9 protein-coding genes and 1 pseudogene are annotated in these 14,726 nt (G+C 63.4%); 2 read left to right on the forward strand and 8 right to left on the reverse strand.

The genetic code is table 11. The features are described 5' to 3' along the window. Nucleotides 1-42: 42 nt before the first annotated feature. The gene (locus ACLL97_RS08505; RefSeq protein WP_411280043.1) at nt 43-1,044 is read right to left on the reverse strand and encodes a YncE family protein; all 1,002 of its coding nucleotides are present in this window, start codon (nt 1,042-1,044) and stop codon (nt 43-45) included. Between the two features lie 216 nt (nt 1,045-1,260). Between ACLL97_RS08505 and ACLL97_RS08510 the strand changes: the two genes are divergently transcribed. Then, a complete protein-coding gene (locus ACLL97_RS08510) occupies nt 1,261-1,911 on the forward strand; it encodes a hypothetical protein (protein WP_411280044.1) in 651 nt (216 codons plus the stop codon). A gap of 203 nt (nt 1,912-2,114) precedes the next feature. On the opposite strand, the gene ACLL97_RS08515 is transcribed toward ACLL97_RS08510, so the two are convergent. Together ACLL97_RS08515 and ACLL97_RS08520 are read right to left on the reverse strand one after the other, a co-directional pair. Continuing rightward, on the reverse strand, nt 2,115-3,341 hold the full coding sequence (locus ACLL97_RS08515; RefSeq protein ID WP_411280045.1) for a RagB/SusD family nutrient uptake outer membrane protein: 1,227 nt from the start codon (nt 3,339-3,341) through the stop codon (nt 2,115-2,117). Continuing rightward, nucleotides 3,341-6,313 (reverse strand): TonB-dependent receptor domain-containing protein, encoded by a 2,973-nt coding sequence (locus ACLL97_RS08520; RefSeq protein ID WP_411280046.1) that lies wholly within the window; start codon nt 6,311-6,313, stop codon nt 3,341-3,343. The genes ACLL97_RS08515 and ACLL97_RS08520 overlap by 1 nt, the downstream gene beginning before the upstream one ends. 146 nt (nt 6,314-6,459) lie before the next feature. On the opposite strand from ACLL97_RS08520, the gene ACLL97_RS08525 reads away from it, so the two are divergent. Beyond that, nucleotides 6,460-7,749: a M24 family metallopeptidase gene (locus ACLL97_RS08525; RefSeq protein WP_411280047.1), complete on the forward strand. Its 1,290-nt coding sequence runs from the start codon at nt 6,460-6,462 to the stop codon at nt 7,747-7,749. Nucleotides 7,750-7,787: 38 nt separating this feature from the next. Here the strand turns inward: ACLL97_RS08525 and ACLL97_RS08530 are convergent, their stop codons facing one another. From ACLL97_RS08530 to tssG, 5 genes and pseudogenes are all read right to left on the reverse strand, one after another. Continuing rightward, nucleotides 7,788-8,090, reverse strand: a complete 303-nt coding sequence (locus tag ACLL97_RS08530; RefSeq protein ID WP_411280048.1) for a PAAR domain-containing protein — start codon at nt 8,088-8,090, stop codon at nt 7,788-7,790. Nucleotides 8,091-8,096: 6 nt separating this feature from the next. Next, complete coding sequence (locus ACLL97_RS08535; RefSeq protein WP_411280053.1) at nt 8,097-8,780, reverse strand: DUF6931 family protein; 684 nt, start codon at nt 8,778-8,780, stop codon at nt 8,097-8,099. 17 nt (nt 8,781-8,797) lie between these two features. Continuing rightward, a complete protein-coding gene (locus ACLL97_RS08540; RefSeq protein WP_411280049.1) occupies nt 8,798-10,960 on the reverse strand; it encodes a type VI secretion system Vgr family protein in 2,163 nt (720 codons plus the stop codon). 36 nt (nt 10,961-10,996) lie between these two features. Continuing rightward, nucleotides 10,997-13,672 (reverse strand): type VI secretion system ATPase TssH, encoded by a 2,676-nt coding sequence (tssH, locus tag ACLL97_RS08545; RefSeq protein WP_411280050.1) that lies wholly within the window; start codon nt 13,670-13,672, stop codon nt 10,997-10,999. A 63-nt stretch (nt 13,673-13,735) separates the two neighbouring features. Then, nucleotides 13,736-14,659 (reverse strand): annotated as a pseudogene (tssG, locus tag ACLL97_RS08550) (type VI secretion system baseplate subunit TssG); the annotation flags it as partial. Nucleotides 14,660-14,726 lie beyond the last annotated feature (67 nt).

The following is a 14,726-nucleotide window of genomic DNA, read 5'->3' on the forward strand; positions in this document are numbered from 1 at the left end:
TGGAGTATACCCCAATGCGTCACCAGATAACGCTATCGCATGTCACGGAGTCGATCCGCCGATCACTCGCGTGGTGAATGCGACGCCGTCTGGTGTGTCACCGACGGCGATCTGCCGAACGACGATGCGGGCGGCGACGTCGATCACGGCGACGGTTGCGCCGGTACTGAAGGAGAGGAATGCGTACTTGCCGTCGGGCGAGAAGATGATACCCTGCGGCCCCATTCCGGGCAGCGACATTCGTCCGAGCTCGCGGCGCGTGCGTCGATCCACGAACCGCAGTTCTTCCTTCTTGAGATCGGGGAGCAGCACCAGCGTGTTGTCCGGCGACACGAGCACGCGATACGGCCAGCCGAAGCCTTCGGCGGCCGTCGATACGGTGCCGGTGCCGACGTCGACGACGCTGAGCACACCGGTGGCGTTGCTACCCACCCATACCTCTCGTCCATCGGACGTGACGGTAATCGCCTCGGGCTGTGCGGGCACGGCAATGTTGCGAAGCGCCGTACCATTCACGAGATCGAACTCGGTCACGCTGTTACTGCCGATGTTGCCGGTCCAGGCGCGAGTTCCGTTGGCCGTCACCGCGACCATGTGCGACCCGTTCTGCTGCGTGGCGATCGCTTTCACGATGTCACCGGTCGCGATGCGCACGATGAGCAGCTGCTTATCGGTTTCCGAGGTGACAGCCACCAGCGAGTCGCCGGGAAGCAGCAGGAGTCCGTGCGGACGTCGGTAGTCGCCGAGCCCGATGGTGCGCGCCACGCGCAACCCTGGCAGGTCGATCACCGTGAGTGTGCTACCGCCGATTTGCGCGCCGTAGTCCGACACCACGGCCACGCGCCCGTCGCGCGACATCACGACTTCGTGTGGACCCGGCGGCGTGGGCAGCGTGGCGAGCACTCGTGCACTCGCGACATCGACGATGGTCACGGTGGCGGGCGTCTTGTTGGTGACCACCAGCGTGCCGCTGAGGGCGGATTGTCCGTGGAGCGGAGCGGCGGCGAACACCACGGGAACCAGAAAACGTACGAAGCGGCGCATGGTTCAGAAGTTGCGAGACGATGAAGGAGACACGGCACGTCAGCGTACCCCATAAATACCGAACGGGCCGCTCATCGGCGCCCGTCTCGATGAGGCATCTACGTTACGGACCCATCCGTTGTGGCCGCGATCTTGCAGTATCATATTATGTCTCGCACTTCGCCTCGTGTTGGGGTGCGGTGTGTCGCTGCTACTACCTCTTGGAGCTATCCGACTATGAAGAATTTCCGTCTGCTGGCGGCCGTTGCCGCACTTTCCGCTTCCGTGTCCAGCGTTGCCACCGCACAGACCTGCCTCGGTCAACTTGACCTCACCGTAACCAAGGCGAGCCTCGGCGCGGTGGCGAAGTTCGCCGATAACGTGAATACGTACGGTGGCCGTATCGGCGTGAACAGCAATACCGCCTTCGGCGGACTGTCCGTCGGCTCCGTGTCCTTCGATGGTGTCAATGACGTGACCGCGACGACGTTCGGCGGCGACGTCGGCATCGAGCGTCATCCGTTCACCTCGAAGCGCGTGCACGTGTGCCCGGTGCTGTCACTCGACTACCAGAACGGCCCGAACATTGGTGCGAACAAGAATTCCGCGCTCTCCGCCGGTGTTGGCGCGGCGCTCGGCGCATCGTTCCCGCTGACGCCGACGGTATCGTTCGTGCCGTTCGCGCGCGCTGGCCTGCTGTCGGTGCGTTCCAAGTCCGACCTGCTTGACGACTCCAATACGGAGACCGGTGGATTGCTCGGGCTCGGTGCGAGCTTCCGCTTCAACGATATCTTCGCGTTGACGCCGAGCCTTTCGATTCCTGTCGGATTCGACAACTCGGACACGATGTTCTCGCTCGGCGCGACGATCGGCTTTCGCCGTCGCTAGGTCCTGACGCCGTACAACAAACGGGCTCGCCATGAAAGTGGCTGGCCCGTTTGACATCCAGGATCAGATTTTACGATCTTGCCGGAGTTCTGTTTTCGAGGTGACGCCGGTGTTGCAAAGGCGGACGGGAGAGCGGCATCAGCCACTCTCCCGTCCGCTTTTCGCAAACCACGACCGGAGTCGGAGCCCCGAGCATTCACTCCTTACGGCGCGCCGCTCACGTTGGGGTTGGCGCCGCGTTCTTCGAGGCTGATCGGAACGCAGGTGCTGCGACCCTGCAGCGTGGTGTTCCGTCCTTCAGCCAGCCAGCGACGCAGGTCGAACAGTCGACGCCCTTCGAGCCAGAGCACGGCGCCGCGCTCGCGCATCAGATGCACGTACGCGTCGCCGATCGTGTTCGCGGTAAGCGGCGTCAGTGACACCGCCGCACGACCCTGGTTGATGAACAGCATCGCATTCGTCAGGTCGCTGGCCCGGAGAGCGGCTTCGGCACGAATGAGCAGCATTTCCGTGCCCTTGGCGAGCGCGACGGGATCACCGAGGGTGAGATACTTTCGCTGACGGAAGAAATTCGTGGCACCGTCCTGACCCTTGGTAATCGTCGTACCGGTTTTCACCGTATCGTACAGCGCGCGCGGATCGCGATCGGCAACCCACACGGTATTCCACACCGTCACTTCACGACGCGTAATGGTCTGGTTGGCCAGATCCATATTTTCGCGAGTGGTGTTGATGGAGAAAATCGCGTTGTGGCGGAACGCGACTGGTACCAATGCCGCATCAGCGGCGGCGTCTGTCCACTTGCCCTGGTTGGCGTACACCTGCGCGCGGCCAGCCAGCGCCGCGTTGGCGAGCGCCGTGTTGTTCAACGCGCGGGCAATCGTGAGGGCCCGCGTGAAGAGACTTTCCGCGCGTACAAAGTGCGTACTGCTCGGCAGTGCCGGACCGCCATCGAACACGGCGTTGCACACATTTTCGCCAAGGAACCGATTGGCGAAGCCGGCATACAGGTATGCGCGTGGCGTATTGGCGTTCGTTTCAAAGCCGGTGCCAAGCACCGTCTTCATGCGCTCGAGTCCTGCTTCGGCAACGTAGCGGGCGGTGTGCATGCGTGCCCAGTCACCGTTCACGTCTTCCGGTGCGACGTCACCGGCCGCGAACTTGCGCTCGGCGGCGAAGTTACCGGAGTGCCGCAGTTCGAGTGCCGCCAGCGAACCACGGGTGAGGTAGTTGCCGATCGCCAGGGAGAGATCGCCGCCCATGCCGTTCACCAGCGCGGGCACGGCACTGGCGCTATTGAGGTTTTCGTCGAGCAGCGGACCGGGGTTGGTGACCTTCAGGTCACAACCGCCAAGTACTGCGACGAGCGCGATGGCGGCCGGTGGGAGCGCGCGGCGTGTGATCGTGGAGAATGCAGTCATAATGGGCATCAGAAGCTCGTCCTCACGCTGAACAAGAACGTGCGATAGGTGGACGTGTTGTAGTAGTCACGGCGCGAGAAGGTATTGGTACGCTGGTCGGCCGTTTCCGGATCGGAGCCGGTGTACTTCGTGTTCACAAACAGATTTCGGCCGGCGAGCGAGACGGTCATGTTGCGTGCTCCGGGGGTGAAGCGCTTCGGCACGTCGTACGACGCTGACACGCTGCGTAGCTTGAAGAAGTCCGCACTTTCCACCCAGTAGCTGTAGTCACGCTGAGCGGACACGATCGAGCAACGCATGCGATCCTTCGCGTTGACGCCGGCGAGAGCCGACGCATCGCCAGCCACCGCGGCCCGCAACGCCCGTTGCGCCGCGAAGCATGGCTGCCAGATACCGAGACCGGCGTTCTGGAAGCCAGTGCCGTTGAGCAGGTGTCCGCCGCGCTGGAATTCTCCAACGGCATCAATCGTGAGATTCTTGAACAGCGTGAGCGTGATCGACGGATTGATGATCTGATCCGGGAACGTCTGACCGAGGAATCGGGCGGTATCCACGATGGCCGCTCCGAACTCGGTCGGATTGCGGACCTTGAGGCCCACGTACGACGGCAGTGGCAGGCCCTCCTGCACGTAGCTGCGCGACAGGGCGTCGATGGTAATGACGCGACCGCCGAGATCGACGGCTTCTCCCTTCACGCGCGTGTACTGCAGGCGTGTTTCCAGACGTGACCAACTCGTCGGTTCAAACGACGCGGTGAGTTGCGCTTCGAAGCCCTTGTTCGAGATCGTACCGACATTCTCTGGCTGGTTGGTCGAGAAGCCTTGCGACGGCGGATACGAGACGTTGATGATGGCGTCGTTGGTTCGCGCGCTGAAGTACGTGAACACGGCACCAAGACGGCCGCCCCAGAAGCCGGCGTCGAAGCCGACTTCACTCTCTCGCGTGCGCTCGGGTCCGAGATTCGGATTGCCGAGCTGACCCGGCGTAAAGCCGGAGAGTCCGCCTTCCGCCGCGATCGGATTCCAGGTGCGGGAGGCATCGAACGCGCCCGGCGCCTTACCGGCCTCGCCGACCGCGGCGCGCAACTTGAACGTCTCGATGAGATTCGACGGCCAGAACGATTCGTCGGAGAGCACGTACGACATGCTGAGTTTCGGGTACGTCTGGAGGCCGAAGCCGGTACCGAAGGCCGAGTTCCCGTCGACGCGGGCGCCGGCGGTCACGAACAGCCGATCGCGCCAGCCGATCATCTGCTGGGCGAAGAAACCCGCATTGATCACGCGCTGCTGATTCACATCGGTGATCTGACGCAGCGAGGCGGAGATCAGCGTCGGAATGCCAGGTCCCGCGAAGTTGTCGCCCTGCAGATCGGTAGAGTTGAGACGACTGTCGAACAGCTGTCCACCGATCGACGACGTCCCGGTGAAGTTCTTGCTGAATGTCTGCTTCCAGCTACTCGCGAGATCGACCGTCATGAGCTGGCGATTCCACAGCGTCTGAAAATACTGGCCGGTGGGCGTACGCAGATACCCGAACGGATTGATCGTGCGCAAATCGTTGTTGTTGTAATCGATGCCGATCGACAAGCGGTTGCTGATCGTGGACGTCGGATTCCAGGTGGCAGTACCACCGGTGATGAAGTGATCACCGCCGATGGTGTTGGATTTCGAGAAGATCGCGTCGTTCACGACACAGGTAATCGTGGCCGTGCTGCAGCCGGTGCCCTTGAAGTTCGAGCCGGGGCCGCGGGAGACGTTCAGGAGGAACGCGTCGGCGCTGTTTCCCTCTGAAAGCATGGCCGTATTCCGGCGCTGCCATGACGTGTTGAATGCGAGCGTGATGGTCTTCGACGGTGCGAAGCCGACGTTTGCGCGCAGGCCGCCGGTCTTGTTGCTGCCGACGCGGAAGACACCGGTCTCGTTCTCGAGATTTCCGGAAATCGCATAGTTGATGCCACTGCCGGATCCACGCACGCCGAGCGAGTAGCGACCGAGGGAGCCGTTCTGCAGCCACGAACCGTTCTCGGGACAGGTGGCATCTTCGAATGCCACACCGTTGACGTCGACCATGTTGGGGCCGCGACATTGGCGGAGGAACATGCGTGTCGGATCGGAGCGCGGGCCGAAGTCGCCCATGGTGTTGATGCCGCCGGTGGCCTCGAGCGTCCACACCGCGGGACCTTCACGCCCGCGCTTGGTGAAAATCTGAATGACGCCGCCCGACGCCTCCGTCCCGTACAACGTCGTCGCGGCCGGACCCTTCACGACTTCGATGCGATCGATGTCGGCGGCGGCGATGTCGTTGAGCGGCGACACTGACTGGCGCGAGGACACGCCGGTCGGCGAGTTGCCGTTGAAAATGCGGATGCCGTCGACGTAGATCAGCGGACGGTTGCCCTGCGTGACCGAGTTTACGCCACGCAGACGGATGCTGCCGCCGGCACCGGGCCCGCCGCCGTTCGCCTGAATGGTGACGCCCGTGGTGCGACCCTGCAGGATCTGCTGCGTGTTCGCGACGGCGCCACGCTCGAAGTCGGCGCTGCTGACCGTGGTAATTGCATTGCCGACTTCCTTCTTGCGCTCTTCGCCGGTGGCGGTGACGACCACGCCAGCCAGCGATACGCTGCTTTTCCGCAGCGAGAAATCAATGGTGATCGACGCGCCGCTGGCGACCGTGATCGAGCGCGACTGCAGCTGATAGCCGATGCGGCGGACTGTGACGGTGAGGGCGCCGCTGGGCACATTGGCGAGCGTGAAGCGGCCATCGTCACCGGTGGAGCGACCGAACTGGGTGCCGGCGACCGTGACCTGCGCGGCCGCGATCGGCTGGCCATTGTCGGCGTCAAGAACGCGACCGACGATGGTACCGGTGGGCTGGGCTGCGAGCGGAGCGGCAGCAGCGATCGACAACGCGAGCCCAAACATGGCTGCGGTGGCGCGCCGTCCTACCAGCGCCGCGCGCCGAAGGATGGGAAGGAGCACGGAATCCTCACGAGATGAAAAACGGTGCGGACATGGGTACAGGTGTCCGCTTTGAAAAACGCGTGGAGCGGCTGGACTCGACGTTCAATCGCGTCAGCGGTATTTAAGATAAGGCAGTTTAGACCATCTTTACATCGGAGTATGGCATGGCGACGCGTCGCGATTTTCTTGGGTCGGCAACCGCACTGGTGGCGGGCGCGGTGGTAACGCTCCCTGCGTCGGCTGAGGCGGCGGTCAGCCAGCCGCCTTCTTCGCTTCCCCCCGCAATCCGTGCCTTGCGCCCGATGCGTGACGGCGTTGTGCCCATTTCGGTAGCGGAACGACAGGGACGTCTCGAGAAGGCGCGACAGCTCATGCGCGATCAGCGCATCGACGCGCTGATGCTGACCGGCGGTACGAGCATGGAATACTTCACGGGCATTCGGTGGGGGCTCAGTGAGCGGCTGCTGGCCGCGGTGATCCCGGTGCGCGGCGCCGCGTTTCTGATCACGCCGAAATTCGAGGAAGAGCGGGCCATGGAGCAGGCGCAACTGGGGCCGCTCGGTCGCGAGGCTCAGGTGATGGCGTGGGAGGAACACGAGAATCCGTACGAGCTGCTGCGCAAAGGCCTCGCATCGCGCGGTCTCTCGACAGGCACGATCGCGGCCGAGGAAACGGTGCGCTTTGTATTCGCCGATGGTGCCGCGCATGTGCCCGGCGTGACGGTTGTGAGTGGCACGCCAGTCACCGCCGGCTGCCGCATGGTGAAGGACGCACACGAACTCGCACTCATGCGTCACGCCAGCGCCGTGACGCTGGCAGCGTACGAAGCGGCGTACCGGTCGCTGAAGGAAGGTATGACGCAAGACGACTTCGCTCAGCTGGTGCAGCTCGCCCACCAGCAGCTGGGCTACTCGGGGTCAGCGGGCGTGCAGGTCGGCAAGTACTCGGCGCTGCCGCACGGCAGTGCAACGCCGCAGGTGGTGCGCGAAGGGAGCATCCTGCTGATCGATGGTGGTTGTAAGGTGGAGGGCTACTCCTCCGACATCTCGCGCACCTTCGTGCTCGGCAAAGCTACGCAGCGGATGAAAGACGTGTTCGAGATCGAGCATCGGGCGCAGAGTGCCGCGCTGGCGGCGGCGAAACCTGGGGTGCCCTGCGAGGCAGTCGACGCCGCCGCGCGCACGGTGATCGTCAACGCCGGCTTCGGTCCCGACTACACGTACTTCAGCCATCGTGTAGGCCACGGCATGGGCATGGACGGGCACGAGTGGCCGTACCTCGTGCGTGGCAACACGCTTCCACTGCGCCCCGGCATGGTGTTCTCCGACGAACCCGGCATCTACATCCCGGGCGAGTTCGGCATTCGCCTGGAGGACGACATGGTGATCACCGAGAACGGCGCCGAACTGTTCACGCCGCAATCACCGAGCTTGGAGCAGCCGTTCGGCCGGTGATCGGCGTCTCACGATATGACTTGAGGAGTCCGTGACAGTTAGCCGCCGACCAACACGGTCGGTGCGCCGACCACGATGGCGCCACCGTGTGCGGTGCTGTCCCCGAGTCGTGCGGCGGGAAGACTTCCCATGAGCACCGTCGCCGATCCCTTGATGATTACATCCGGAGGACCGACACAGACGCACATGCTGCTGAGCGTCGCGCTCGGCATCATGGCAATGAGCAGCGTCGGGCAGCCCGGCTTCACGATGGGTCCGCCCACGTGCGGAATAGGAGGGACGCCGGGGGTCAACATCGGGCACAGGTGCATGTCCATAATGCGTGCAGCAGGCATTCCCATGGTCGACTACCTCGGTGCCGGCGGGTTGATGGCCTGTTCGTATTCGGCCTGCTGTCGATAATGCGTGTCGTGGGCGAGCTGGAGCGCGATATCCCATCCTCCAAGTCGCTTCACGATTTCGAGGCCCTGTGCCGCGAACGACACGAGCGTGGGCGGAATAAGGTCGGGGTTGGAATTCGAGACGGCTGAGAGGAGAATGGCGCCGGCGACGATCGGCATGGCCACGCCGGGGGGCGGTGGCACCGGCGGCACCGACGGTGGGGCAATCGTCGTTCCACTCAGAAAGACGGCGGTTGCCACTAAACCGACCGGCGTGTCGAGCCCGGACTTCTCACCGGCGTCCCAGGCCGCGCGGCGGGCGGCGTCATCGGGGCGTACGATCCACTGTTCGACGGCCGTGAGCGTCGCGTGTTCCTTGGCCGACGGTGCCGTGCCACCCTCCATCTGGGTGGCATAGCGCGCGGAAACCCACGCCCACCAAATGCTCTCGCGCGCTGGAAGCACGGCGGCGATGAGTCTGATCGCCGAGAGGACGTGTTCGGACCCCATCCACGTGACGTAGAGCTGTTCAAGCGTGTGTTGTGGGTTGAGCAGCGCGAGCGCCGGCGCGTCGGGGGCGGCGCGCTCGAGCAGCCACCGCATGGGGGGCGTGAGCGACGCGAGCGGATCGGGAGCGATTGCTGGGGGCATGGTCACATGGTCTCCGATCAGTTGATCATGGTGATGCCGCCCTTGATCATCGTCATGCCTTTCCCATCGACCTTGACCACGGTTGCCTCGACTGATGCCATGGCCTGTCCCTTCACAGAGATCATGGGGCCGCTGATCGTGACGCCTTTCATATCGATCGTGATGGAGCTTCCACCGACTTTCAACTCGATCGCTTTCATGGCCTCGATGGTGATTTTCCCCATGTCGGCCTTGATGGTGATGTTCCCCATTTTTGCACCAACATCGATGTTGCCCATCTTCACTTCGAGCTTCGAATTGCCCATGTCGATCGTCGTGGTGTCGTTGTCCTTGATGGTCGTTTTCTGATTGGCGTCGACTGTGACCGTATTGTCCTTCGTAATCTCGTGAATCTGGTTCGACTTCACGGTGATCGTGCGGTCCTTGGTGACGGTTACCGACTCGTTGCCGTTGACGGTGACCGTGTGTTCCTTCTCGACGTGCAGCGTCCGGTTGTTGTCGGCCACGGTGATGAACTGTTCGCCCTTCGAGATCGTGGTCTTCTCCCAGCCTTCCGTCACCGTCTTTTCTTCGTTGTTCTTGATGGTCGTGGTGCGGTCGTGCTGGACGTTGCGGCGCTCGTCGTTCTTCACGAGCGTCTCAAGATCCATCTGCGCTTGCTGGTAGATGAGCTCCGCGCCCTTGGTGTCATCGAAACGCAGCTCGTTGAAATCGTCTGCCCCGCCTTTGAGCGTGGACTTGGTGCGAATGCCACTCGAGTTCCTTTCGCCTGGTAGCGGCCACGGATGCTTGTTGGCGCTGTTGTAGAGACTGCCCGTAATGATCGGATTGTCGGGATTGCCGTCGAGGAACTCGACGATCACCTCGTGTCCGATGCGCGGCAGAAATACACTGCCGAATTGCTGACCGGCCGACGAGGTCGCCACGCGTACCCAGCAGGAGTGCTTGAGATCGAGCTTGTGTTCTTCCTCCCACTTGAAGACCACCTGCACGCGGCCCCATTCGTCGGTGTAGATCTCGTCGCCATCAGGACCGACTACGACCGCGGTGTGCGACCCACCGATGCGCGGCCACGGTGTGGACCGCGCCGGACGATACGGCGTAGCGGATGGGATGGCCTCGAACTCGTTCTCGTACGTGAACGTCGCCGACTCATTGGCGAAGTAGTCGCCGTTGCTGCCGCGGTGCACAACCTTGGTGATGAAGAGCGACGCGTTCAAGCTGGCGTTCGCCAGGTTGACGACGTCCGACTTGGCACCGGGCTCGAGTCCCACATAAGTGCTCGTACCGCGATACACCTCAGCGGTCACTTCGGCGAGCTCCTGACGGAGCTTCGAGTACACCTTCGCGTCGTGCGGCACCTTGTTCGGCGCCGCCGCCGGCGCATGCTGCGCGGCGATCTGCTGGTCGAACAGATAGGCGGAGACGGAGCTTGGTGGTGTGAACGCCCCGTTCGACGCTGTGGAGTCATCCACGCTTTTCATCGCCAGAAACTCACTGGCCGTACGCAGGTGCGTTTTCGACACGAACGGCGTGGCGTCGACGCCCAAGCCGGTCAGGCGCGAGGTGTCATCGGCCGACTCGATGAACGCCAGTTTGCTGACGCCCCACGCCGGTTTTGCCGACGCGACGCTGTCACTCCACACGAGCTGTGCGTCGCCTCCGGAGTGATCGAACCGGAACCACACACCCTCCTGCTCCATCAGTCGCGCCGCACAGTTCCACCGGCTCTCCCGATACCGGAAGGTTGCCGGACGCTCGTCGAGTGTGCGCGTCAGCTTCCAGGCGGTATTGACGCCCGTCATGAGCGCATTGACAATATCGCGCGCCGATTTGCTCTGAAAGATTTCGAAGCCTTCGTCGAGGTCGAGCACCCACTGAGGCGGCCGGATCTCGATTTCGTACGCGACCAGTCCGACCGGCGCCTTGCCACCACGCCGGATCCGGCTGACTACCCCGTGAATGGTGCGGTCGCTGCCATCGGGCAGCCGCAACAACAGTGAAACCTTCTTGAGCAAGAGCTCCTTCGCGGAGATATCACCTCGCGTGCTCATCGCCGTCACCGTATAGCGGAACAACGTGGAGAGGGACTCCTCTCCACGCCATTCGCGCAGCAACAGCACGTCGGTACCCAACGGCGAGTTCAATCGGTACGGTCGATCGGCTTGTGACCAGGCCATCAGTACGTCCTCGGGTATCCTCGATGTGCCGCTGCGTCAGACCGCAGCGGCGTCGACCACGTGCTCGTACGTAAAGTCTCCGTCTTCCGCCACCCCGACGCGCAGGGCGGTTGGACGAATGCCCTCGGCCATGGCCGTCAACAACATGCGCGAGATCTCCGGCAGCAGCGTGTTGCTCAGAATGTTGTCGACGTTGCGAGCGCCGCTTTCCACTTCCGTGCATCGCGCGGCGACCTGTGCGATGAGCGTTTCGTCGTGGCGCAGTTCAAGACGATGCGTTTCGCGTAGACGACGGCCGATCTTGCCCACCTTGAGACGAACGATCTGCTTCAGGTTCTCGTCACGCACGGGATAGAACGGTACGATCACCATACGGCCAAGCAGTGCCGGCTTGAAGACCGCGTCGAGCTCCGGCTTGAGCGCCTTCGCCATGGCATCCGGGAACGGGAGCGTTTCCGGGTCGGCGGTGAGTTTCATGATCGTTTCCGTGCCGGCATTGGTGGTCAGGATGATGATCGTGTTCTTGAAGTTGATCTCACGGCCTTCGCCGTCATCCATTACGCCCTTGTCGAACACCTGGAAGAACAGCTCCAGCACGTCGGGGTGCGCCTTCTCCACTTCGTCGAGCAGCACCACGCTGTACGGACGACGACGCACGGCTTCGGTGAGGACGCCGCCTTCACCGTAGCCCACGTAGCCCGGCGGCGAGCCCTTGAGGGTCGAGACGGTATGCGCTTCCTGAAACTCCGACATGTTGATGGTGATGATGTTGCGTTCGCCACCATACAGCAGGTCGGAGAGCGCGAGCGCCGTCTCGGTCTTGCCGACGCCGCTGGGTCCCACCAGCATGAACACGCCCTTCGGCTTGTTCGGATCTTCGATGCCGGCCTTCGATGTGCGCACGCGTCGCGAAATATCGATGAGGGCGTGATCCTGTCCGATCACGCGGGCGCCGAGATGCTTTTCGAGCTCGAGCATCGTGCCAAGTTCATCGCTCATCATCTTGCCGACCGGAATACCGGTCCAGCCGGAGATCACTTCGCCCACGATCGAGGCATCGACGAACACGCGCATGAGCGGCGTCTCGCCTTGCAACGCGTCAAGTTCGGCGGTGATGCCGTTCAATTCGCCGCGCAAGCGGTCGGCCGTGGTCTGATCAACATTCTCCGCCTCGGCGATGAGCGCATCGCGCACGCCAAGAATCTTCTCCACCAACGCCTTCTCGCTGGTCCAGCGCGCCTCGAGCGCGGCGAGCGATTCCTGAACCCGCGCGCGACGCGTTGCAAGTTCAGCGAGCCGTTCCCGATGATCGGCACCAGCGACCTGTTCGCGGTTCAGCACGCGCTCCTGCAGCGCGATGTCATCGAGGGTACGGCGGGCATCTTCGATCGGTCCCGGCGTGGCGGTCTGTCCGAGATTGAGTCGGGCGCATGCGGTGTCGAGGACGCTGACCGCTTTGTCGGGCAGCTGGCGATCGGGGAGATAGCGATGCGAGAGGCGCACGGCGGCTTCCATGCCGCTGTCGAGAATGCGCACGGCGTGGTGCTTCTCGAGCGACGGCACGACGGCGCGCATCATGATGCAGCACACGTCTTCGGTGGGCTCGTCGACCTTCACCAGCTGGAAGCGTCGCGAGAGCGCTGGATCCTTCTCGAAGAACTTCTTGTATTCACTCCAGGTGGTGGCCGCGATCGTGCGCAGCTCACCGCGGGCGAGGGCCGGCTTGAGCAGGTTCGCCGCATCGCCCTGTCCAGCGGCGCCACCGGCTCCGATCATGGTGTGCGCTTCGTCGATAAAGAGAATGATCGGCGTCGGTGAGTTCTTCACCTCTTCGATCAGTCCCTTCAGGCGATTCTCGAACTCGCCCTTCACACCGGCACCGGCCTGCAGCATGGCCAGATCGAGGGAGCGGAGGGACACGTTGCGAAGCGGAGGCGGCACATCGCCTTCGGCGATACGGCGGGCAAAGCCCTCGACGACCGCGGTTTTGCCGACGCCGGCTTCGCCGACGAGGATCGGATTGTTCTGCCGCCGCCGCGTGAGAATGTCGACCACTTGACGCACCTCGAAATCGCGTCCGAGCACGGCGTCGATCTTGCCGGCCTTGGCGTTCGCGGTGAGGTCGACGGTGTACTGATCAAGGTTTGGTGTGCGTCCACCGGCCTTCGGGGCGCCACTGCCGCTCGACGCGCTGGCACTGGAAGCCGCGCTGTCGATCGCCCCCAACTCGGCCGCCGCTTCCGCTGACGGCGCGGTGATGGTCGCGAAGTCCTTCTTCAGCACATCGGCCGGGATCTTTTCGAACTCCTTGCTGATGTCCTGCGCCATGCGGGCGAGCTCGCCGACGCTGAGCAGCGCCAGCAGCGCATGACCCGTGCGCACCCGCGGCGCGCCGAACTCCACCGAGCCGAGCAACCAGCCTTCACTGAGCATGTTGACGAGCGACGGGCTCAGCGTGGGAGTTCGCGCGTTGCCGGTCTTGATTCGGTCGAGCGCGCGCGCGAGGTCGTCGGCAAGGCGCGAGCGATTAATTCCGAAATGCTTGAGAATGGCCGCCAAGTCGCCGTCGTTGGCATCGAGCACTTTCACCAGGAAGTGTTCGATTTCCACGTCATAATTCGTGCGCGACAGGCAAAGCCCAGCGGCCGCTTCGACGGCGCTACGGGTGGGAGCATTCAGCTTGGCGATCAGGCCACGCAGGTTCACAGCCATGACGACTCCGTCAGCGGGAGAGCGAGGGGAAGGGAATTCGGCGGATACATGGGATACAGACGGCTAACACAGGATCAGTCGTACATCGTCGGCGTCGCGCACCGGGGGGTTGGAGCGCAGCCAGGTCCCGAATCCGAGCGTGGGTGCGCCCGGAACCCCGAGCGAGGACGGCGGAATCTCGTCACGCGCCAACACCAACTGCACTTCGACGCCGACTTGGTCGTCCGCATACAGTCGCGCGAGTTCACGGAGTCGGTCGTGCGCGCGGCCACCGGGAAGAAACGTCTGGAACTGCGCGTACGAGAGCGGTCCGAGGCGAAGGCGCACTCGGGCGAGTGGGTCGTAGACGGCATCACCCAGCACGGCCGAGCCGAGCATGCCATCAAGATCATCGTCACCGAGCGACAGCTGTCCACCGTGCCGCAGCGTCTGCCACTCGCCGACGAACTGTTCGACGGTGGCATTTACTTGGAAGTGATCGCCGATCATCTGGGCGAGGCCCACGGCAGGTCGAGTGCGAAGGGCCAGCAGGCCCGCGTAGTATGCTAGCGTATCGATCGGCACACGACTGTTCTTCTGCACACCGGCGGTGCCGATTCCCGCGAGATCGAGCAGGTGGGAGCGCAGCCGGTCTTCGGCGCCATGCTCGGCCGCCGCATAAGGCCGATATCGCTCCCAGGCCCGGTGAAAGAGCGACAGCGCCCGGTGATTGAAGAGATCGAGAAAGTCGCGGAAGGCGGTGTCGCGCGCCCGGGCCCGGGTGGCCGCGTGCTCAGTGTACATGTGCGGCAACACGCCTTGCGGACCGGTGAGACCCATGAAGCGCACGGCCATGCGGGCCTGGGTGCGATTCGTGAACTCGCCGGTCATGCCCGTCATCTCATGCTCGTCAGACGCACTGGGCAGCTCGAGCTTGGCGATCTCCGACGGCGGGAACGCAAACGACGGCGGCACCGAGAGACGCACGACTTCGCGGGCAGGGTCGTCCCAGCCACCGACCGCGGCTGCTCATGCGGCTCTATCCCGACCGCGCCGCGGTCGGTGGCTGGGACGA

It is taken from the genome of Gemmatimonas sp., assembly GCF_046594945.1.
GTDB lineage: Bacteria > Gemmatimonadota > Gemmatimonadetes > Gemmatimonadales > Gemmatimonadaceae > Gemmatimonas.

What these genes read in the sequence shown, in the direction of transcription:
- tssH (WP_411280050.1), bottom strand. Translation starts at nt 13,672, where the DNA reads ATGGCTGTGAACCTGCGTGGCCTGATCGCCAAGCTGAATGCTCCCACC.
- ACLL97_RS08530 (WP_411280048.1), bottom strand. Translation starts at nt 8,090, where the DNA reads ATGGGAATGCCTGCTGCACGCATTATGGACATGCACCTGTGCCCGATG.
- ACLL97_RS08515 (WP_411280045.1), bottom strand. Translation starts at nt 3,341, where the DNA reads ATGCCCATTATGACTGCATTCTCCACGATCACACGCCGCGCGCTCCCA.
- ACLL97_RS08505 (WP_411280043.1), bottom strand. Translation starts at nt 1,044, where the DNA reads ATGCGCCGCTTCGTACGTTTTCTGGTTCCCGTGGTGTTCGCCGCCGCT.
- ACLL97_RS08525 (WP_411280047.1), top strand. Translation starts at nt 6,460, where the DNA reads ATGGCGACGCGTCGCGATTTTCTTGGGTCGGCAACCGCACTGGTGGCG.
- ACLL97_RS08510 (WP_411280044.1), top strand. Translation starts at nt 1,261, where the DNA reads ATGAAGAATTTCCGTCTGCTGGCGGCCGTTGCCGCACTTTCCGCTTCC.
- ACLL97_RS08535 (WP_411280053.1), bottom strand. Translation starts at nt 8,780, where the DNA reads ATGCCCCCAGCAATCGCTCCCGATCCGCTCGCGTCGCTCACGCCCCCC.
- ACLL97_RS08540 (WP_411280049.1), bottom strand. Translation starts at nt 10,960, where the DNA reads ATGGCCTGGTCACAAGCCGATCGACCGTACCGATTGAACTCGCCGTTG.